The sequence below is a fragment of the Xanthomarina sp. F2636L genome (assembly GCF_026410195.1).
In the GTDB taxonomy this organism is placed as follows: domain Bacteria; phylum Bacteroidota; class Bacteroidia; order Flavobacteriales; family Flavobacteriaceae; genus Xanthomarina.
Genome location: NZ_JAPMLM010000055.1, coordinates 389,154 through 408,854 on the forward strand (window position 1 = coordinate 389,154; position 19,701 = coordinate 408,854).

18 protein-coding genes are annotated in these 19,701 nt (G+C 31.7%); 13 read left to right on the forward strand and 5 right to left on the reverse strand.

All coding sequences use genetic code 11. The features are described from left to right. The first annotated feature begins 69 nt into the window (after nucleotides 1-69). The 3 genes from prfB (at nucleotide 70) to OS191_RS02830 (ending at nucleotide 4,093) form a co-directional block, all read left to right on the forward strand. Nucleotides 70-1,177 (forward strand): peptide chain release factor 2 gene (gene prfB / locus OS191_RS02820; protein ID WP_267154194.1). Its coding sequence is split into 2 segments (ribosomal slippage): nucleotides 70-132 and nucleotides 134-1,177, totalling 1,107 coding nucleotides; the frame shifts between segments, so codons are not numbered across the junction. Between the two features lie 2 nt (nucleotides 1,178-1,179). Continuing rightward, on the forward strand, nucleotides 1,180-1,521 hold the full coding sequence (arsC, locus tag OS191_RS02825; RefSeq protein ID WP_267154195.1) for an arsenate reductase (glutaredoxin): 342 nt from the start codon (nucleotides 1,180-1,182) through the stop codon (nucleotides 1,519-1,521). Between the two features lie 118 nt (nucleotides 1,522-1,639). Then, complete coding sequence (locus tag OS191_RS02830) at nucleotides 1,640-4,093, forward strand: TonB-dependent receptor (RefSeq protein ID WP_267154196.1); 2,454 nt, start codon at nucleotides 1,640-1,642, stop codon at nucleotides 4,091-4,093. Nucleotides 4,094-4,320: 227 nt separating this feature from the next. Here OS191_RS02830 and OS191_RS02835 read toward each other — a convergent pair whose 3' ends face one another. Both OS191_RS02835 and OS191_RS02840 read right to left on the reverse strand, forming a co-directional pair. Next, the gene (locus OS191_RS02835; protein WP_267154197.1) at nucleotides 4,321-4,500 is read right to left on the reverse strand and encodes a hypothetical protein; all 180 of its coding nucleotides are present in this window, start codon (nucleotides 4,498-4,500) and stop codon (nucleotides 4,321-4,323) included. A 69-nt stretch (nucleotides 4,501-4,569) separates the two neighbouring features. Continuing rightward, a complete protein-coding gene (locus OS191_RS02840; protein WP_267154198.1) occupies nucleotides 4,570-5,892 on the reverse strand; it encodes an APC family permease in 1,323 nt (440 codons plus the stop codon). A 150-nt stretch (nucleotides 5,893-6,042) separates the two neighbouring features. Here OS191_RS02840 and fumC point away from each other — a divergent pair, with 150 nt between their 5' ends. The 4 genes from fumC (at nucleotide 6,043) to OS191_RS02860 (ending at nucleotide 10,781) form a co-directional block, all read left to right on the forward strand. Further along, nucleotides 6,043-7,440: a class II fumarate hydratase gene (gene fumC / locus OS191_RS02845; RefSeq protein WP_267154199.1), complete on the forward strand. Its 1,398-nt coding sequence runs from the start codon at nucleotides 6,043-6,045 to the stop codon at nucleotides 7,438-7,440. A 51-nt stretch (nucleotides 7,441-7,491) separates the two neighbouring features. Continuing rightward, nucleotides 7,492-8,892, forward strand: coding sequence for a T9SS type A sorting domain-containing protein (locus OS191_RS02850; protein WP_267154200.1), 1,401 nt, complete (start codon nucleotides 7,492-7,494; stop codon nucleotides 8,890-8,892). Between the two features lie 100 nt (nucleotides 8,893-8,992). Beyond that, complete coding sequence (gene hutI / locus OS191_RS02855; protein WP_267154201.1) at nucleotides 8,993-10,228, forward strand: imidazolonepropionase; 1,236 nt, start codon at nucleotides 8,993-8,995, stop codon at nucleotides 10,226-10,228. After that, nucleotides 10,212-10,781: a hypothetical protein gene (locus OS191_RS02860; RefSeq protein WP_267154202.1), complete on the forward strand. Its 570-nt coding sequence runs from the start codon at nucleotides 10,212-10,214 to the stop codon at nucleotides 10,779-10,781. Before hutI ends, OS191_RS02860 begins: the two co-directional genes overlap by 17 nt. Nucleotides 10,782-10,854: 73 nt before the next feature. On the opposite strand, the gene OS191_RS02865 is transcribed toward OS191_RS02860, so the two are convergent. After that, on the reverse strand, nucleotides 10,855-11,739 hold the full coding sequence (locus OS191_RS02865) for a DUF8428 domain-containing protein (protein ID WP_267154203.1): 885 nt from the start codon (nucleotides 11,737-11,739) through the stop codon (nucleotides 10,855-10,857). Between the two features lie 94 nt (nucleotides 11,740-11,833). Between OS191_RS02865 and OS191_RS02870 the strand changes: the two genes are divergently transcribed. After that, nucleotides 11,834-12,871 (forward strand): formimidoylglutamase, encoded by a 1,038-nt coding sequence (locus OS191_RS02870; protein ID WP_267154204.1) that lies wholly within the window; start codon nucleotides 11,834-11,836, stop codon nucleotides 12,869-12,871. Next, nucleotides 12,846-13,310: a GNAT family N-acetyltransferase gene (locus OS191_RS02875; RefSeq protein ID WP_267154205.1), complete on the forward strand. Its 465-nt coding sequence runs from the start codon at nucleotides 12,846-12,848 to the stop codon at nucleotides 13,308-13,310. The genes OS191_RS02870 and OS191_RS02875 overlap by 26 nt, the downstream gene beginning before the upstream one ends. Before the next feature lie 52 nt (nucleotides 13,311-13,362). Here OS191_RS02875 and OS191_RS02880 read toward each other — a convergent pair whose 3' ends face one another. Further along, nucleotides 13,363-14,994: an isocitrate lyase gene (locus OS191_RS02880; RefSeq protein ID WP_267154206.1), complete on the reverse strand. Its 1,632-nt coding sequence runs from the start codon at nucleotides 14,992-14,994 to the stop codon at nucleotides 13,363-13,365. Between the two features lie 71 nt (nucleotides 14,995-15,065). Further along, on the reverse strand, nucleotides 15,066-16,664 hold the full coding sequence (aceB, locus tag OS191_RS02885) for a malate synthase A (protein WP_267154207.1): 1,599 nt from the start codon (nucleotides 16,662-16,664) through the stop codon (nucleotides 15,066-15,068). A 120-nt stretch (nucleotides 16,665-16,784) separates the two neighbouring features. Here aceB and OS191_RS02890 point away from each other — a divergent pair, with 120 nt between their 5' ends. The 4 genes from OS191_RS02890 to OS191_RS02905 all read left to right on the forward strand — a co-directional run bounded on the left by OS191_RS02890 (nucleotide 16,785) and on the right by OS191_RS02905 (nucleotide 19,652). Continuing rightward, a complete protein-coding gene (locus OS191_RS02890; protein ID WP_267154208.1) occupies nucleotides 16,785-18,260 on the forward strand; it encodes a helix-turn-helix domain-containing protein in 1,476 nt (491 codons plus the stop codon). A gap of 43 nt (nucleotides 18,261-18,303) precedes the next feature. Further along, nucleotides 18,304-19,122, forward strand: a complete 819-nt coding sequence (locus tag OS191_RS02895) for an MBL fold metallo-hydrolase (RefSeq protein WP_267154209.1) — start codon at nucleotides 18,304-18,306, stop codon at nucleotides 19,120-19,122. A 75-nt stretch (nucleotides 19,123-19,197) separates the two neighbouring features. Beyond that, the gene (locus OS191_RS02900) at nucleotides 19,198-19,440 is read left to right on the forward strand and encodes a hypothetical protein (RefSeq protein WP_267154210.1); all 243 of its coding nucleotides are present in this window, start codon (nucleotides 19,198-19,200) and stop codon (nucleotides 19,438-19,440) included. 8 nt (nucleotides 19,441-19,448) lie between these two features. Then, nucleotides 19,449-19,652: a hypothetical protein gene (locus OS191_RS02905; protein ID WP_267154211.1), complete on the forward strand. Its 204-nt coding sequence runs from the start codon at nucleotides 19,449-19,451 to the stop codon at nucleotides 19,650-19,652. Nucleotides 19,653-19,701 lie beyond the last annotated feature (49 nt).

Below are 19,701 nucleotides of genomic sequence, written 5' to 3' on the forward strand. Positions count from 1 at the left end.
TAAAATTAAATCAAGGAATATTTTATCTGCCAATTATTAATTTTACTTTTGTGCAAAGAAAATAAGAATATGATTACTTCAGATCAAATTAAAGATCTTAATACACGTCTAAGTTCGCTTAGACAATATCTTTGACATAGATGCCAAACTAATTGAAATTCAAAACGAAGAAGAACAAACTTTCTCTCCTACGTTCTGGAATGATTCTACAGCTGCTGAAATTGTAATGAAATCTCTTCGAAATAAGAAAAAATGGGTTGAAGATTTTCAAAAAGCTAAAAGCCTCTATGAAGAACTTGAAATTATTTACGAATTCTTTAAAGAAGGTGAATCTACACAAGAAGATTTAGAAAACAGTTTCGAGAATCTAACAAATCTTATTGAAGAACAAGAGTTCAAAAACATGCTCTCTGAAGAAGGAGACAGTTTAAGTGCCGTACTTCAAATAACTGCCGGAGCTGGAGGCACTGAAAGTTGTGATTGGGCAAGCATGCTTATGCGTATGTATTTAATGTATGCAGAAAAAAGTGGATTTAAGGTAAAAGAGCTCAACCATCAAGAAGGAGATGTTGCTGGAATAAAAACGGTGACTATAGAAATTGAAGGCGATTATGCTTTTGGGTGGCTTAAAGGTGAAAATGGCGTACATAGATTGGTGCGTATTTCTCCTTTTGATAGCAATGCCAAACGTCATACTAGTTTTGCTTCTGTTTATGTATATCCTTTGGTTGACGATACAATTGAAATAGATATTAATCCTGCAGATATTGAAATAACAACAGCACGTTCTAGTGGGGCTGGTGGACAAAATGTGAATAAAGTAGAAACAAAAGTTCAACTAACTCATAAACCAACCGGCATTCAAATTTCTTGTTCCGAAACACGTTCGCAGCACGATAATAGATCGCGTGCCATGCAAATGTTGAAATCGCAATTATATGAAATTGAATTACAAAAGCAGTTAGCGCAACGAGAAGATATTGAAGCCGATAAAATGAAAATTGAATGGGGAAGCCAGATTAGAAATTACGTGATGCATCCCTATAAACTAGTTAAAGATGTACGTTCAGGACATGAAACTGGAAATGTAGATGCTGTAATGGATGGACATATAGAACCCTTTTTAAAAGCCTATTTAATGATGATGGGACAAAAAACTGAAGAAAAAACCTTATAATTATGATTAAAATATATCACAACCCTCGTTGCAGTAAATCTAGAAATGGGCTTGAAATAGTTAAAGAGTCTGGTAAAGATTATGAAATCAGATCCTATTTAAAAGATATTCCTTCAAAAGAAGAATTAAAAAACCTACTTGCTCTTTTAAACATAAAAGCTGAAGATTTAATTAGAAAAAACGAGTCTATTTGGAAAGACAATTATAAAGGTAAAGACTTGACTGAAACTCAACTTATAGAAGCCATGATTAAGTTTCCTAAACTTATAGAAAGACCCATTGTTATAAATGGAAAAAAAGCAGTTATTGGAAGACCTCCAGAAAAAATTAGTGAAATTCTATAATGTTAATAGCAAGCTTCAAAACCTCTAAATTTTGAAGCTTTTTTATTTAACAAACATTTAACCAATCACCACTAAACCAAATTCTATTTTTGCAGTCCTATATTTCAAAAATACAACCATGAATAAATTTTTATTATCCTTTCTATTTACAATTGTAACAATTGTTACCATTCAAGCTCAAAAAGATGTTACCATAACTGGTAAAGTTATAGAGAAAACTACAGGACAACCATTAGAATACGCAACTGTTGCTTTTTTTAGCAAAGCAGAAAACAGAATTGTTACAGGAGGTATTACTAGTGAAAACGGTGACTTTAGCATTCCAGTGCCAAGTGGTACCTACGATATTTCCATAGAGTTTATCTCTTTCAAAAAACAGATTATTCCTAATCAAACACTTACTGCAAATAAGAATATTGGAACTATTAGATTAGAAGCAGACACAGAAGCTTTAGATGAAATTGAAATTATAGCTGAAACTACAACAGTTGAAATTAAATTAGATAAAAAAATATATAACGTTGGTAAAGATTTAACGGTACGTGGAGGTACTGTTAGTGATGTTTTAGACAACGTGCCATCTGTAGCTGTAGATGTAGAAGGAAACGTTTCTTTAAGAGGAAACGAAAACGTTAAAATTTTAATTAATGGAAAACCATCCGGTTTAGTTGGAATTAACTCTACAGATGCTTTACGTCAATTACCAGCAGAATCAATAGAACGTGTTGAGGTTATCACTTCTCCTTCTGCAAGATATGATGCAGAAGGTAGTGCAGGAATTTTAAATATTATTTTACGTAGAAGTAAATTACAAGGTTTAAATGGCGCTGTAACTACAAATCTTGGATGGCCTAAATCGGCTGGTATTTCAGGTAATATTAATTACAGAACAGGAGATTTAAACATTTTTAATACCACAAGTTACGATTATAGAGAAGTACCTGGAAACTCTTCCTCGTACACTCAATATTTTAATAGAGACTTCGATAGTAATGGTAATTTAATTTTAGATAACCCAGACAGCTACCTAGATGAATCAAATGAATACGACCGTATTAGAAAAGGTTTAAGTACAAATTTTGGTGTAGAATGGTATATTACAGATTCTGCTTCTCTAACAGGTGCTGTGTCTTATAGAAATGGTGATAACGAAAGTAATACGACAAATACCTTGATTCAGCTTGACGAAAATCAACAATTTGTTTCACAAAACAATCGTTTTGATCCTGAAGAAGAGGATGATAAAGTAATACAGTACTCTTTAAATTTCATGAAAAACTTTAATGATAGTGGGCATAAGTTAACTATGGACTTTCAATATGAAGACAATTCGGAAGATGAATATTCTAGCGTACTACTTGAAGGTTTTAATACAGAAAATGTAGCTACACTTGAAGATCAAACTAGAATTCTACTGCAAGCAGATTATGTTTTACCAATAGGCGAAACAAGCCAGTTTGAACTGGGATATCGTGGTAATTTCAATGATCAAGATACCGACTATACAGTTGAAATTTATGATGAAGACACAAATCAATTTGAAATTAATAACAATTTATCAAACTTCTTAAACTATCGCGAATATGTAAATGCTGCTTACACACAATTTGGTAGTAAAATTGGAAGTAAGTTTTCATACTTATTAGGGCTTCGTTTAGAAAACACACGTATTACTGTAGATCAACCTACAAGTGGAGATTATAGTAAGAATGATTATACAGGGTTGTTTCCAACAGTAAATTTAAGTTATGAGCTAAGTGAAGATGAAAACGTAACTTTGGGTTATAGCAGGCGTATTCGAAGACCTAGATCTTGGTTTATTAATCCTTTCCCATCTCGTTCTAGTATTACTAGCGTTTTTAGAGGGAACCCAGAATTAGCCCCAAGTTATTCAGGATTGTTTGATTTGGGTTATTACAAGAAGTTTGGTAAAGTTTCTTTAAACACTTCAGCTTATTACCAACATGCTACAGATGTATTTAGCTTTATAAGTTTTGATACTGGTGTTAAAGTAGATGTTAACGGTCAAGAATTTTCAGTTATTGAGCGTACACCAATTAACCTTGCAGAGGAAGATAGATATGGTTTTGAATTTACCGTAACCTATAGTCCTTCTCGTAAATGGAACATCAACACAAACTTTAATATTTTCCAACAATCTTTAACAGGAACAGATCCAAACGGATTATCTCTAGATAGTAAAAGTACAAGTTGGTTTGCTAGATTAAACAATAAATATACGCTTCCAGGAAAAGTTGAATGGCAAACAAGCTTAAACTATAGAGGTCCTTCAGAAGATGCTCAAAATAAAAGAGATGGCGTATTTTCTGCAAACATGGCCTTTAGCAAAGATATATTTAGTGAAAATGCCTCCATTGCTTTAAACGTAAGCGATTTACTAAATTCTAGAAAACGTACTATGGACACCAATACACCAACTTATACAGGTACATCAGAGTTTCAATGGAGAGAACGTAGCATCAACTTATCGTTTACATATAGATTCAACCAACAAAAGAAACGTCAACAACGTAATTATGGTGGTGGAGATGACATGGATTTTGAAGGATAAGACTTAGAAGAAATAATAGTATAAGTTAAAAGAGCTATCTGTAAGGGTAGCTCTTTTTTTGTATCTGTTTAGACTATTTTTTATTAGAGAATTAAAACTTTTTATAATAACATCAGTTTAGATTTTGTTATAAATAAAACAAGTTTTGATAAATTTAAGCGACAAAAAAATCGTCTAAAAATTTCTTTCTAGACGATTAATTCCAAATATTATAATAATAAAGCTATTTAGCTGTTTAATTCGCGTTTAGCTTTTTTCTCTTCTTTAATTTCTTTCATACGTTCTACCAATGCTCCACCAATCCAATAAGGTATAACGAAAGTTAATAAAAATATCATTAACCAAAAACCTATGGTAAGTATGGTTAAGAATGCTATAAATCCTAAGTACTGGTCAAAATCGAACATAATAAAAATTTCTTTTTTAGATAACTATCGCAAAGATACAAGAAATGGTTTTTGTATACAATAGTAAATTTAAGATTTATTAACATCTTTATTAATGTTTTTTCTTGACTCCTGATTTTTATAAAGATATTCTAAAATAAAACAGCTTAATAATAGAGTAATTATAACTATAACCCCAACAAAATTAGATGTGTATTGTTGAATCATTAAAGTAACAAATGCTGAAGAACACATAATAAACCCTAGAAAAGAAATTGTTCCTTTCCCATTAATTTCTTTCGATAATTTATAAGCCACATAATTTACAATTGCAAAAATCAATAAAAATCCAGCACTTCCAGCTGTAGATATACTTTCAAGTTCTAAGGTGTTTGCAATTAATAAGGTTAATACAGCAGTAATAATTAATCCTACTGGTTGATTCCATAGTTTACTTGTTAAATGATGTGGTAGTTCATCATCCTCAGCTACTTCAAAACTAACCCGACTACCTCCATAAAGTGAAGCATTAATAGCTGAAAAAGTTGAAATTAAAGCTGCAACGGTAATTATAGTAAAGCCTACTTTTCCAAGCATGGGCTTAGCAGCTTCTGCTAAAACATAATCTTCTGATTTTGCTATTGTATCAAATGACAAAGATCCAACAGTAACTATGGCAATAACAACATAAAGACATACTACAAACCAAACTGAATAATTATAAGCTTTTGGAATATTTATTTCAGGATTAATAATATCTGGTGCTGCATTAGCAATTAATTCAAATCCTTCATAAGCTACAAAAATAACCATCCCTCCTGTTAATAACAATAACGGACTCTCCCAATTCGAAACAGACAATTGTTCAACACTTGGATTACCAAATAACCCATAAAATCCAATAATTACAAACCCTATTAGTATAATTAACTTTATAATTACAGCATAAGATTCAATTTTACTAACTACTGCAATACTATAGTAATTAATTACGGTTGCCAAAATAATAATACCACTCAAATAAATATGAAAATCTAAGGATGTATTTCCTGTTATAACATATAAATTTGGAGCATAAGACCCAAATGCTGAAGCATAAAGCGACAACATAATAATATAACTTATCCACAATAAATTATTAATGGCACCACTAAATACCGTCTTTCCAAAACCTTGATTTATAAACTTTACAGTACCTCCTCTATCAGGAAAAGCCAGAGAAAGTTTTGAATAACTATAGGCGGTAAGACAGGCTATTATTCCGGCGAAAAAAAAGGCTATTGGTGTACCACCTTGTGCTAATGAGACAGCTAAACCTAAAACTGCAAAGATACCTCCTCCCACCATACCTCCAATGCCAATAGATATGGCTTCTTGCAAATTAATTTTTTTATTATCTGGAACTATAGGCATAGTTAGATGACATGAATTTAAAATAAAAGTAGGCTTTTTAAATCATTATGAAAATTCTATCAAATATTTTCTTACAAATAACTTCCTAACTGTTAAATAATTTAGGCATAAAATCGTAAATTTGTTTTTACAATAAATTATATTTAAATCATGACTTTTAGAATAGAAAAAGATACCATGGGCGAAGTTAAAGTGCCTGCTGACAAACTTTGGGGAGCGCAAACAGAACGCTCTAGAAATAATTTTAAAATTGGAGCTCCTGCTTCCATGCCTTTAGAAATTGTTTACGGATTTGCTTATTTAAAAAAAGCTGCTGCATATACAAATTGTGATTTAAAAGTCCTTTCAGAAGAAAAACGCGATTTAATTGCTCAAGTTTGCGATGAAATCTTAGAAGGAAAACATGATGATCAATTTCCATTGGTGATCTGGCAAACGGGTTCTGGTACACAAAGCAACATGAATGTCAATGAAGTTATTGCCAACAGAGCGCATCAAATTGCTGGAAAAATTATAGGTGAAGGAGATAAAACCATTCAACCTAATGACGATGTTAATAAGTCGCAATCCTCAAACGATACCTTTCCAACAGGGATGCACATTGCTGCTTATAAGAAAATAGTAGAAAACACCATTCATGGTGTTATTCAGTTAAGAAACACACTTCATAATAAATCTATAGAGTTTAAAAATGTGGTTAAAATTGGACGCACACATTTAATGGACGCCACACCACTTACATTAGGTCAAGAGTTTTCAGGCTATGTATCTCAATTAGATCATGGTTTAAAAGCCCTTGAAAACACTTTACCACATTTAGCAGAATTAGCTTTGGGTGGAACTGCTGTTGGAACAGGTTTAAATACTCCAGATGGTTACTCCGAATTAGTTGCTGAATACATTGCAAAATTTACTAATCTGCCTTTTGTAACTGCTGAAAATAAATTTGAAGCCTTAGCTGCTCACGATGCCTTGGTAGAAACTCATGGTGCTTTAAAACAATTGGCTGTTTCTCTAAATAAAATAGCTAATGATATAAGAATGATGGCTTCAGGACCACGTTCAGGAATTGGTGAAATTATTATTCCTGCCAACGAACCTGGAAGTTCCATTATGCCTGGAAAAGTAAATCCTACCCAATCTGAAGCGTTAACTATGGTTTGCGCTCAAGTTATGGGTAACGATGTGGCTGTAACTGTTGGAGGAACGCAAGGTCATTACGAATTAAACGTCTTTAAACCAATGATGGCTGCTAATGTCCTACAATCAGCTCAATTATTAGGAGATGCCTGTATGAGTTTTAACGAACACTGTGCTGAAGGTATTAAACCAAATCATGAAGTAATAAAGCAATTATTAAACAACTCGTTAATGCTTGTTACAGCTTTAAATACTAAAATTGGGTATTATAAAGCAGCTGAAATTGCCAATACAGCTCATAAAAATGGAACAACTTTAAAAGAAGAGGCTGTTAATTTAGGCTATGTAACTGCCGAAGATTATGATGCTTGGGTTAAACCAGAAGATATGGTTGGCACAATAAAATAACTTGTAACCAAAATAAAATCAATATATTAGCACTAATTAATCAATTTAATTATGAAAAAAACTTTACTTTCTTTACTTTTTATAAATGCATTTATTTTTGTTGGCTTTAGCCAAGAAGAAGCATTTATAATCCATACTATTGGATCAACAGGTTCAAATCCGTATGTAATCGATTCTGGGCATTTAAATCCAGGTGCTTATCCAGATATAGCTGTTGGTACGCAGACTGGAAATACTGTTGAAATTTATATCAACAATGAAGATGGGACCTTTGCAGCCCCAATTATAAAAAATTTAACTCAGGTAGGTGGTATTCATATTGCAGATATTGATGGTATAAATGGTAATGATGTATTGGCATCATCCAGTGGCGATAATAAATTAGTCTGGTATGCTAACAATGGTGATGGTACCTTTGCAGATGAAGAAATTATAACAGACACTGTGGATGGACCGGGAACAATTGTTACAGGATACATAGATTCTGATGCAACGCTAGATATCGTATTGTCTGTTTATGGTGGTTCTGGAGATACAGATAGAGTTATTTGGTTTGCCAATGATGGATCGCCTTGGACAGAACAAAACGTAATTCCTGCAACTGCAGGTTTGGGTTGTGGGAATCTTGACATTGCTGATGTTGATGGAGATACAGATCTAGATATTGTTGTAAACAATACAGATGCTGGAACAGTAGAATTATATTATAATAATTATAACCCACTTACAGACAATAATCCCGTGAGTTTTACAGAATCAGCTGGAGGAGATATTTCAACAGGTAATACTTACTTATTTGGAATCGATTTTGGTGATGTAAATGATGATACTTTTATGGATATTGTTAAAGTTGATTTATCTGGTCAAGAAATTGCTTACTATCAAAACGATGGAGCTGGAAATTTTACTGAAATAATCGTTAACAATTCCCACCCTTACCCTTCGATTGCATTTGTAACAGATTTAAACAACGATGGATATAATGATATTGTAGCTGCAGATGGTCTTAATCAAAATGACGATGTATTTTGGTTTGAAAGTGATGCCTTTGGGGTTTTAGGAACTGAAACTAGGATTACAGATAACAACTTACACAATCAAGTTTATAACTTTACTATTAACGATTTTGATAATGATGGAGATATAGACTTTGCGACTTTAGGTTATCAAGATGGTAGACTAAAATGGATAGAGAATGAATTAAACTTATTAAACATTCCTCAAAATCAACTAAACACTGTTGGTATTTACCCCAATCCAACATCAAACAGTCTTAAGATTATAGGTTTAAATGAAGATACAAATGTTTATGTTTACGATATCTTAGGAAAAAAAGTATTAAGTCAATCCATTGGCACAAATAAATCTTTAGATGTTTCTAAACTGCAAAATGGCGTGTATATTCTAAAATTAGAAAATTCTGATACAAGCTACAGATTTGTTAAAGAATAATTTCTTTTAACATCTTATAAAATACTAAAAACGTTATCATTTTATGATAGCGTTTTTTATTATCACAAGAAATTCGGAACTTTGAAGAAAACAGAACATTTTGTCAATACTCATTAAAAACATCAAAGAACTCCTCCAAGTTAGGGATACAAATATTTCAGTTGTTAAAGGAAAAGACATGAAAATACTTCCAAGTATTAAAAATGCTTACCTTTTAATTGACCACGATACCATTGTAGATTATGGTTCTATGGATACTATACAGGATCTCAATGCAGAAAAGGTCATTGATGCCACAGGAAAAATAGTACTTCCTACTTGGTGCGATTCTCATACGCATATTGTTTATGCTGGAAACAGAGAGCAAGAATTTGTTGATAGAATTAACGGTTTGAGTTATGAAGATATTGCTAATCGTGGTGGTGGTATATTAAATTCAGCAGAAAAACTTCAAAACACAAGTGAGGAAAATCTCTATTTACAATCTGCAGAACGCTTAAAAAAAGTTATATCGCTTGGAACCGGAGCTATTGAAATAAAATCTGGTTATGGTTTAACTATCGATGGGGAACTAAAAATGCTTCGCGTAATAAAAAGATTAAAGAAAGAGTTTCCAGTAAAAGTGAGAGCAACCTTATTAGCAGCACATGCCATTCCAAAAGAATTTAAAGACAATAAAACAGCTTTTGTAAATTTAGTAATAGACAAAATGATTCCTGAAGTTGCTAAAGAAAAATTAGCTACTTATATCGACGTATTTTGCGAAAAAGGCTATTTTGATCTTGAAGATACTGAACGCATTTTAAAAGCTGGAAAAGAACATGGATTGATTCCTAAAATTCATGTCAATCAATTCAATGCTTTTGGAGGCGTTGATGTTGGCGTAAAACATCAAGCGCTTTCTGTAGATCATTTAGAAGAAATGAACCAAGATGATATCGATGTTCTTAAAAATAGCGATACCATGCCTGTTGCTTTACCATCTTGCTCCTACTTTTTGAGCATTCCTTACACACCAGCCAGACAAATTATAGATGCTGGTTTACCTTTGGCTTTAGCTACAGATTATAACCCAGGTTCTACACCAAGTGGAAATATGAATTTTGTGATTAGTACAGCCTGTATTAAAATGAAAATGACTCCAGAAGAAGCCATAAATGCTGCCACTATTAATGGAGCTTATGCTATGGGAATTGAAAACATGTATGGAAGCATTACTAAAGGCAAGAAAGCAAATCTTATTATCACTAAACAAATCCCTAGCTATGGATTTCTACCTTATGCCTTTGGAGACAACAATATAGATCAGGTTATAATTAATGGACAAACTATATAAATATCCAATAAATTCTAATCAAAAGTTATCCAATAAATTATTAAAAATAGGAATAAGTAATTTTGAAGAAGCTTTAAGCTACATTCAGAAATTACCATACGGAAGAAACTCTAATAGAAGTGATTATACTTTAATTTTAAAAGAGCAAAAAGGAACTTGTTCCACTAAACATGCTTTTTTAGCAGAAATAGCAAAACAAAATAACATTCCCGATGTTAAGCTATACATAGGTATTTATAAAATGTGTGAAGAGAATACTCAAGGAGTTGGGACCATTCTTTCAAAATGGAATTTACATTATATTCCAGAAGCACATTGCTATTTAAAAATCAACAATAACATAATAGACATAACCAGAACATCAACAAATATTAGTTCTTTTACTCATTCTATCTTACAGGAAGAAGAAATTATTCCTTCTCAAATTGGGAACTATAAGGTGAATGTGCATCAAGCATTCTTAAAAGAGTGGATTTTAAAAGAATCTATTTCATTCAGTTTTGAAAGTCTTTGGGACATTCGAGAAGCTTGTATAAAAAATTTAGACCAATAAAAACCCGAAAGTTTAAACTTCCGGGTTTCTGTCATAATTAGCTCTATGGATATTAACTAATAATAACTATTTTTTATTTTAATGTGAATTCTGAAGTAGATACTAAGTCCTTTTCGTTAAATACATTTACTGTATAACGCCCTTTTTCAAAACCATCTTTCCCAGGACTTACAAACTCACATATATTTAAGTTAGCATTCTCGTAGTTAAACTTACTAACTATACTATAATTGAGTGTTTTTTCTTCAAACTGAACCTGCTCATTAACTCCTAAAGTATTGTTTTTAGGATCTATTACCTGTACATAAAGCTCTTGTTCTCCCGACTGTACCAAAGCGTTTTTAGCTACTGTAAAACACACTCTAATTTTATCTGAACGTCCAGCTCTTTCTGTTGGCACTAGTTTTCCTGATGATCTTTCTATAACACCAAAACCTTTTAAACCAACAGTTGATAAAACAGCTGCGTTTTCAACAACATCTGCTAAAGCTGTATTCTGAACCATTAAAGAGTCAGTAAACATAGTACGCTCTTCTAAACGTACTCTTGTACTATCTAATGAAGTTGCCAATAAAGAGTTTTCTATTTTTAACTTATCGTTTTCAGTTAATAAAATATCCATTTCTTTTTGTAGCGATAAGTACTTAGATTTATATCTCCAAAGACTTTTTACATTTGTTTCAGAGATTTGCAAAGAATCCATTAAACCTTGAATACGTGCTTTTGCTTCAACTAAATTTTTATTAGCAATTTCATTGTCACCTATAACAATATCATATTGTTTCGCCATATTGCTAAGATCCTTCATTACTAATTGCTTTTCTTCCGTTAATTGAGCTTCAGTTTCTTTTTTATCTTTTAATAAATCAAAAGAATAAAAAGCTGCACCTAAAAAGAGCACTAAAGCAATCCCTAAAGCTACTTTTAAACCCATGTTATTATTTGTGTTATTTTCCATTATTATTTGTGTTTGTTGTTTTTAATTTTAATGTTAGTTATTGTCTAATTTGTTTAAAAAATGTAATTTTAACTTCTTGAAATATACATCAAAAATGGAAAACAAACTTATCTTATTTAATTCTTCAACTTTAAAAAAGTTACTTAAAAAAAGACCAGCTGAATCCAAATTTGGTGAACATATTAAAATGATTACCGACATTTCCAATATATACGAAGAACTTAAAACTTTGGACGTCGAATATGTTGTTTTAGGATTGCCAGAAGATGTAGGGGTTTTCGCAAACTACGGTAAATCAGGAACTTCAACTGCTTGGGATGCAACAATTAAAATTTTGTTAAATATTCAAGCAAATGCATTTACACATGCCAAAAAAGTGCTGATTTTAGGCCATTTAAATTTTGATAAAGCTTTAAAAAAACTTTCAACTTTAGACCAAAATAATCCTAAAGATGTTGAGAAGGCTAGGAAATTAGTCTCAAAAATTGATATTGAGGTTTCCAATGTTATTTACAATATTGTTAAAGCTGGAAAAAAACCTATTATTATTGGAGGCGGACATAACAATGCTTATGGCAATTTAAAAGGTGCTTCTTTAGCTCTAAACTCTCGCATAAACGTGGTAAATTTCGATGCCCATTCAGATTTTAGAAAAGAAGAAGGCAGACATAGTGGGAATGGTTTCAAGTATGCTTTTTCTGAAGGTTTTTTAAGAAATTACTTTATTTTCGGATTGCATGAAAACTATACGTCATCAGAAATATTTAAAACAATAAAAAGCCTTAAAAACATAACCTACAATACGTTCGAATCTATGGTTGTTAGGAAGGAACTAAAATTTAAAGCTGAGATGTCTCGAGCTCTAAATTATGTTTCAGATGATTTTTTCGGCATAGAAATAGATTGCGACTCTATCCAGAACATACCAAGTAGCGCCATGACTCCAAGCGGTTTTTCTGTAAACGAAACCAGGCAATTTGTTTCATATTTTGCTAAAGATTCCAATGCTACTTATTTACATATTTGCGAAGCTGCGCCATCCCCAGAAACAGAAACTCAAGTTGGAAAACTAATTACTTATTTAATAACCGATTTTATTAGAGCTAATGCAAATAGAAATTATTCCATTTAATAGTGCTTATTCTAAAGAATTCTATACGTTAAATGTACAATGGCTAAAAAAATATTTTTATGTAGAACCCTTTGATGAAGAGGTTTTAAGTAATCCCAAGAAGTATATCATTGATAAAGGAGGGTTTATATTTTTTGTCTTATTAAACAATCAAGCCATAGGTACTGTGGCTTTAATGCCAATTCAAGAAAAAGGTACTTTTGAACTCACAAAAATGGCTGTTTCGCCAAAATATCGCGGACAAAATATAGGACAAAAATTGATGCAGCACTGTTTAGATTTTGCAAAAGAACAGGAGTTTAAAAGGCTTCTCCTCTATTCTAGTAAAAAATTAGAAAATGCCATTTATATTTATAGAAAGTTTGGGTTTGTTGAAGTTCCTGTTGAAGAAAATTGTACTTATGCTCGATGTGATATTAAAATGGAATATCCTTTATAAAAAAAAAGACGTTTCAAATTAATGAAACGTCTTTTTTTACTCCATTCAGTCTTTAAGCAACCACACTTAATGTCTCTTTAACTTTAGTGGTCTCTGTATTTATCTCAAATTGATTGGAAGTGTTTTTTTCACCTCCTGCTTTTAAAGCTTTATCTCCAGCGAAAAATGTTTTATGAGCATCCCCTAAATCTGAACCTGCCATGCGCTGGTGTTTAACACAAGCAACACCTTTCCGGATTTCTTGTCTTTGAACTCCTTGCACATAAGCTAACATCCCTTTATCACCAAAGTATCCTTCGGTAAGATTATTCATATCTAATGCTGTAGTATGATACGTTGGCAAGGTTATTAAATGGTGAAAAATACCTGCATCTCTTGCGCCATCTGTTTGAAATGTTCTAATTTTTTCGTCTGCCAAAATGCAAAGTTCTGAGTTGTCATACTTTACATCCATTAAATTATTTTTATCGTAGTTGGATACATCTTTTCCTTGTTCTAACATCTCATCATAAACTTGATTTCGGAAGTTTAATGTCCAATTAAAAGAAGGTGAATTATTGTAAACCAATTTAGCATTTGGAGCAACTTTTTTAATTCTGTTCACCATATGTGCAATTTGCTTCACATTTGGAGTAGGTGTTTCAATCCATAAAAGATCGGCTCCATTTTGAAGACTGGTAATACAATCCAACACCACCCGATCAATATTCGATCCGTTTTTAAATTTATATAAACCATTGGCTAGCCTTACTGGTCTTACTAATTTACCATCTCTTTTAAGAAGAACATCGTCTTCTTTAGCCTGACCAATAGTAATTTCTTCAGCTTCAACAAAAGCTAAATATTGAGAAGCTAAGTCGCCAGGTTCCTGACTTACCGGCAATTTTTGAGTTAAACCTGCACCTTCAGAGTCTGTTCTAGCTACTATAACTCCGTCTTCTACTCCCAGTTCTAAAAATGCATATCTAATGGCATTTAATTTGGCAATATAATCTTCGTGAGGTACAGTTACTTTCCCATCTTGATGACCACATTGCTTGGCATCGGATACTTGATTTTCAATCTGAATAGCACAAGCGCCAGCTTCAATCATTTTTTTACTCAGTAAATACGTGGCTTCTTCATTCCCAAAACCAGCATCTATATCTGCAATAATAGGAACTATATGAGTTTCATAATTATCAATTTGATCTTGTACATCTTCTCCATTTTCCAGCCTTTTAAACAAATCGTTTAATTCAATAGCATCTGCCTGACGTAAAAAATCGTAAATCTCTTTTATTAACGCTGGTACAGCTGTTTTTTCGTGCATTGATTGATCTGGTAAAGGACCAAATTCCGAACGTAATGCAGCTACCATCCACCCTGAAAGATACAAGTACTTTTTAGCAGTTGTTTTATGATGCTTTTTAACGGCAATCATTTTTTGTTGAGCCACAAAACCATGCCAACAACCTAAAGACTGTGTATACTTAGATGAATCTGCATCATATTCCGCCATGTCTTTTCTCATGATGGCTGCTGTGTATTTAGCGATGTCTATTCCTGTTTTAAATTGGTTTTGAGTAAGCATTCTAGCTGCATTTTCCGGACTTATGGAATTCCATGATGTGCCATACTTTTCTTTGAGATTTCTTACGGTCTGCAAGGCAGAACTGTAATTTGTTTGTGCTAAATTTTTCATACTTTTGCTTTAGGTTATTATTTATTAATAATTGAATCCTGTTGAGTGTTCGCGCATTCGCAGGATTTTTTTTATAGATATTGATAAGCTGATTCTGTTAAAAATTCTTCAAACCTATCCGACAAAACTAATTTATCAAATAGTTTTATAGCTAAGTCGAATTTGGTGTTTTCAATATTTTGCTCACCAACTTCTTTTATAATTTTTTCAACTTCTTCATCAAAAATGGACATATAAAGTTCTATATTAAATTTTCTACCATCTTCCAGAATCACTTCATTTTTAAGCCATTGCCAAATTTGAGTTCGTGATATTTCAGCCGTTGCAGCATCTTCCATTAAATTATATAAGGCAACCGCACCATAACCACGCAACCAAGCTTCCAGATATAGAATGGCCACATTAATATTTTTTCTAATCCCATCCTCTGTTACCGTTCCAATTGGCAATTCAAGTAAATCTTCTTTAGAAACCTTTACATCTTCTTTCTTTATATGAATTTGATTTTTGGTAGGCATATACTTATCAAACTCTTGTAAAGCAATATTAATCAAAGCGGGATGAGCAACCCAAGTACCATCATGCCCATTCTTAACTTCTCGCTCTTTGTCTGCTCTCACTTTTTCTAAGGCAATAATATTTGCATACTCATCATTTTTAATAGGAATTTGTGCCGCCATCCCTCCTATAGCATGAATGCCTCTTTTGTGGCAACGCTGTATTACTAATTTAGAATAAGCATCCATAAAAGGAGATGTCATTGTAACCTGGTCTCTATTGGGAACAGTAAAATTGGTGTGATTTCTAAATTTTTTGATATATGAAAAAATATAATCCCATCTTCCACAGTTTAATCCTACAATATGATTTTTCAACTCGTATATAATTTCATCTAACTGAAAACTAGCAGTTATAGTTTCAACCAAAACAGTTGCTTTAAAGGTTCCTTTTGAAACATTTAAATAGTCTTGAGCAAATTCAAAAACCATATTCCACCAACGCGCTTCCAAGTAATGTTCTAATTTTGGAAGATAGAAATACGGAGCAGTATCATTTTCTAATAGTATTTTTGTGTTATGAAACACATATAAACCAAAGTCCAATAAGCTAGCAGAAACTTGCTTATCGCCAACTAAAAGGTGTTTATCATTTAAATGTAAGCCTCTTGGACGAACCAATAAAACAGCAGGATCTGAATGTAAATGATACCCTTTTTTATTTTTTTTATTGATAAAAGAAATCGTCTTTCTATTGGCGTCTATCAGGTTTTGCTGGCCTTCCATAATATTCTGCCAAGAAGGAGCTGTACTATCTTCAAAATCTGCCATAAAGGTTTTTGCTCCAGAATTTAAAGCGTTAATTACCATTTTTCTATCTACTGGCCCGGTTATTTCCACTCTTCTATCTAACAAATCTTTTGGAATAGAGCCTGCAACCCAATTAGATTCTCTAATTTCTTTAGTTTCTAATGGAAAATCCGGGAAAACACCTTTATCGAAGTTTAGCTGTTGTTGCTTTCTTGCCTCTAATAATTCTAACCTGCTTTTATTAAACTTATCGTGTAAAGCCAAAATGAACTCTTGAGCTTCTTCTGATAAAATTTTCGGATAAAAATTAGTTACTTGATTTGAGAATTGAAGTTTAGACTTACTTAATACTGTGTTTTCCATGTTGTTATTGTTTTCTGTTTACAATGATAAAACAAACATTTTAAAAAAACAAGCGAACGTTCGCTAAAAATAAATATTCGCAAAAACATTAAGTTCGCAAAAAAACTTATCTTTGCTTATATGGAGGAAGAATATATTAAGCTTATTTTTGGTTTAAAGTTAAAGCAGAAGCGGACTGAGAAGAATTTATCTCTTTTTGGTTTATCTAAACTTTCAGGCTTATCAAAGTCTTATTTAAATGAAATAGAAAAAGGAAAAAAATATCCAAAACCTGATAAAATAGCTATATTATCAGAGAAGTTGGATGTTCCTTACGATCAAATGGTTTCTTTAAAATTAGATAAAAACTTAGCTCCAATTGGAGACGTACTTCAGTCTAAAATCCTCAAGGAAATCCCTCTTGAACTCTTCGGAATAAAAGAGAGCAACCTTATTGATATTATTTCGAACGCACCAGCAAAAGTGAATGCATTTATAAGTACCATTATTGAAATAGCACAAAACTACAACTTTAGTCGCGAGAGTTTTTATTTGGCTTCTGTCCGTTCTTTTCAGGAAGCAAATAACAATTATTTTGAGGACATAGAACAAAGTGTTATTAAATTTTCGAAAGCTTATCAAGTAGATTTAACCAAGCCAATTTCGTCTAAAGAATTAGAAGACATATTGGTTGAAGAGTATGGTTACACGTTAAATGAAACAGAATTAAATAAGCATCATGCCTTAGATAATTTACGATCAGTATTTGTACCTAAAACAAAAACATTATTACTGGCCAGTAATATGGACGATGCGCAAAAAACCTTCATATTTGCTAAAGAAATTGCTTATAATTTTTTAGATTATAGTGAACGACTTTACACCTTTTCCTGGATTAAATTTGATAATTTCGATCAAGTACTGAATAATTTTCATGCTTCCTATTTTGCTGGAGCCTTAATTATACCACGAGCAACTATTACAAAAAAGCTAAATCAATTATTCAGTAAAAAAACATTTGATGAAAATTTTTTTCTAGATATCATTAACTCTTTTAATGCTTCTCCGGAATCATTTTATCAGCGCTTGACAAATATTTTACCCAAAGATTTCAATATTCAAAACCTTTTCTTTTTACGCTTTACACATCGTTCTGGAACCAATAGATTTCATCTTAAAAAAGAGTTGCATTTATCGCATCAGCATTCCCCACATGCCAACGAAACTAATGAGCATTATTGTAGACGCTGGATTTCTTTAAAGGTTTTAAAAGACATCAGTAGAAGCAATAAAGAACATATATTTGATATGCAAATTTCAAATTATCCTGATGATAATATGAGTTATTTAGTCTTATCTTCAGCAACCAGAGACCCTTTTAGGGAAAACCATTTTAGAAGTATTAGTGTGGGACTTTTAATAGATAAACAACTTAAAAGAAAATTAAGTTTTTTAGAAACCACTAATATCAAGAAAACTGAAGTTGGAGTTACTTGCGAACGCTGTTCAATCTCCAATTGTGAAATAAGACAAGTGCCAGCAATTAGACTAGAACATGAAGCTAAAAACAAAAAAATTGAAATGGTAGTCGAAGATTTAAAGAATAGATTTAGTTAATCTATAATTTATTTATAATTTTATTCCCTTAATTATTATTACTATGAGAAATTTCCTTTTAGTGTTATTCCTAATCTCTATACTTTCTTTTGGTTGTAAAGGGGATGTTAAAGATGTAAACACAAATCAAACTTCCAAAATTAAAACAGATACTATCTCAATTTTGGATAATAAAAAACCGCTTTCAGACATAATAGTTAAACCTATAAATCATGCTAGTTTTATTTTAGAATATGAAGATATTGTTATTTATGTAGATCCTGTTGGAGGTCCCGAATTGTATAAAAACGAGAAAGATCCAAATGTTATTTTAATTACAGATATTCATGATGATCATTTTAATTTAGAAACTTTTGAAGGAATTATGAAGGATACAACCCAACCTATTGTACCTCCAGATGTAGCTATTAAAATACCTATGGCTTTGCAATATAATATGTTTGCAGTTAAAAATAACGCACGGGTAGATTATACAAAAGCTGGCTTAGATGTAGTGGTATATTCTGTACCCATGTATAACTTAAGAGAAGAAGCATTAAAATACCATCCAAAAGGACGAGGTAATGGTTATGTTGTTGAGTTTGGTGGCAAACGTATTTATATATCTGGAGATACAGAAGACATTCCGGAAATGAGAAATCTAAGCAATATAGACATCGCTTTTGTGTGTATGAATTTACCATATACCATGACGGTTGAAAGTGCTGCCAGTGCTGTTTTAGATTTTAAGCCTAAGAAAGTATATCCTTATCATTATAGAGGAACAGAGGGTTTTAGCGATATTGAAAAATTTAAAAGTCTGGTAAATGAAGGAAACGAAGATATTGAAGTGATATTATTGGACTGGTATAAAAATCCATAGACTTTTAATAACTAGTTGTTTAGTTAAAATAAAATGTTTATATTTGGATAGCTATTAACCAAATCAAGTACCTACATGTCTCAATATATCTCTCTTTTGGGGTTTCTTTCCATAGCGACTATGGAGCAATCAAGCATCGTTACAGCCTTATCTATTTCTGTTTTATTTTTTTTAGTATTATTAGTTTTAGGATGGAGAAAATCTTATTTACTAAGAAAAGAAAGCGATAAATTAAATGAATCATTTACAATAGATAAAGAAAAAGAAGAACATACTTATAGAGATTTTACTGAAAGTCATATGTACGATAATAATTAGTATATAATATGACAATAGTAATTTACTTAAGCATCTTAAATATCATTGTATTAATCTTTGCTTTTATAAGTAAAAAAATTTTATACACAGTAACTCCAGAAAAACAATGGAGTCATGCTCTTGAAGAGTTTGACAGTAATTATAAATCTTTAGATAAAATTGAGATTGATAATTTTATTATGAGTTCTGGACATTTATATGAAAATAATTGAATTAAAAACACCAACAAAAAAAAGCCTCGAATTTTCGAGGCTTTTTTAA

What these genes read in the sequence shown, in the direction of transcription:
- aceB (WP_267154207.1), bottom strand. Translation starts at nt 16,664, where the DNA reads ATGGAAAACACAGTATTAAGTAAGTCTAAACTTCAATTCTCAAATCAA.
- OS191_RS02870 (WP_267154204.1), top strand. Translation starts at nt 11,834, where the DNA reads ATGGAAAACAAACTTATCTTATTTAATTCTTCAACTTTAAAAAAGTTA.
- OS191_RS02900 (WP_267154210.1), top strand. Translation starts at nt 19,198, where the DNA reads ATGTCTCAATATATCTCTCTTTTGGGGTTTCTTTCCATAGCGACTATG.
- OS191_RS02880 (WP_267154206.1), bottom strand. Translation starts at nt 14,994, where the DNA reads ATGAAAAATTTAGCACAAACAAATTACAGTTCTGCCTTGCAGACCGTA.
- OS191_RS02835 (WP_267154197.1), bottom strand. Translation starts at nt 4,500, where the DNA reads ATGTTCGATTTTGACCAGTACTTAGGATTTATAGCATTCTTAACCATA.
- OS191_RS02840 (WP_267154198.1), bottom strand. Translation starts at nt 5,892, where the DNA reads ATGCCTATAGTTCCAGATAATAAAAAAATTAATTTGCAAGAAGCCATA.
- OS191_RS02860 (WP_267154202.1), top strand. Translation starts at nt 10,212, where the DNA reads ATGGACAAACTATATAAATATCCAATAAATTCTAATCAAAAGTTATCC.
- OS191_RS02905 (WP_267154211.1), top strand. Translation starts at nt 19,449, where the DNA reads ATGACAATAGTAATTTACTTAAGCATCTTAAATATCATTGTATTAATC.
- fumC (WP_267154199.1), top strand. Translation starts at nt 6,043, where the DNA reads ATGACTTTTAGAATAGAAAAAGATACCATGGGCGAAGTTAAAGTGCCT.
- OS191_RS02875 (WP_267154205.1), top strand. Translation starts at nt 12,846, where the DNA reads ATGCAAATAGAAATTATTCCATTTAATAGTGCTTATTCTAAAGAATTC.
- OS191_RS02890 (WP_267154208.1), top strand. Translation starts at nt 16,785, where the DNA reads ATGGAGGAAGAATATATTAAGCTTATTTTTGGTTTAAAGTTAAAGCAG.
- OS191_RS02830 (WP_267154196.1), top strand. Translation starts at nt 1,640, where the DNA reads ATGAATAAATTTTTATTATCCTTTCTATTTACAATTGTAACAATTGTT.
- OS191_RS02850 (WP_267154200.1), top strand. Translation starts at nt 7,492, where the DNA reads ATGAAAAAAACTTTACTTTCTTTACTTTTTATAAATGCATTTATTTTT.
- OS191_RS02895 (WP_267154209.1), top strand. Translation starts at nt 18,304, where the DNA reads ATGAGAAATTTCCTTTTAGTGTTATTCCTAATCTCTATACTTTCTTTT.
- arsC (WP_267154195.1), top strand. Translation starts at nt 1,180, where the DNA reads ATGATTAAAATATATCACAACCCTCGTTGCAGTAAATCTAGAAATGGG.
- OS191_RS02865 (WP_267154203.1), bottom strand. Translation starts at nt 11,739, where the DNA reads ATGGAAAATAACACAAATAATAACATGGGTTTAAAAGTAGCTTTAGGG.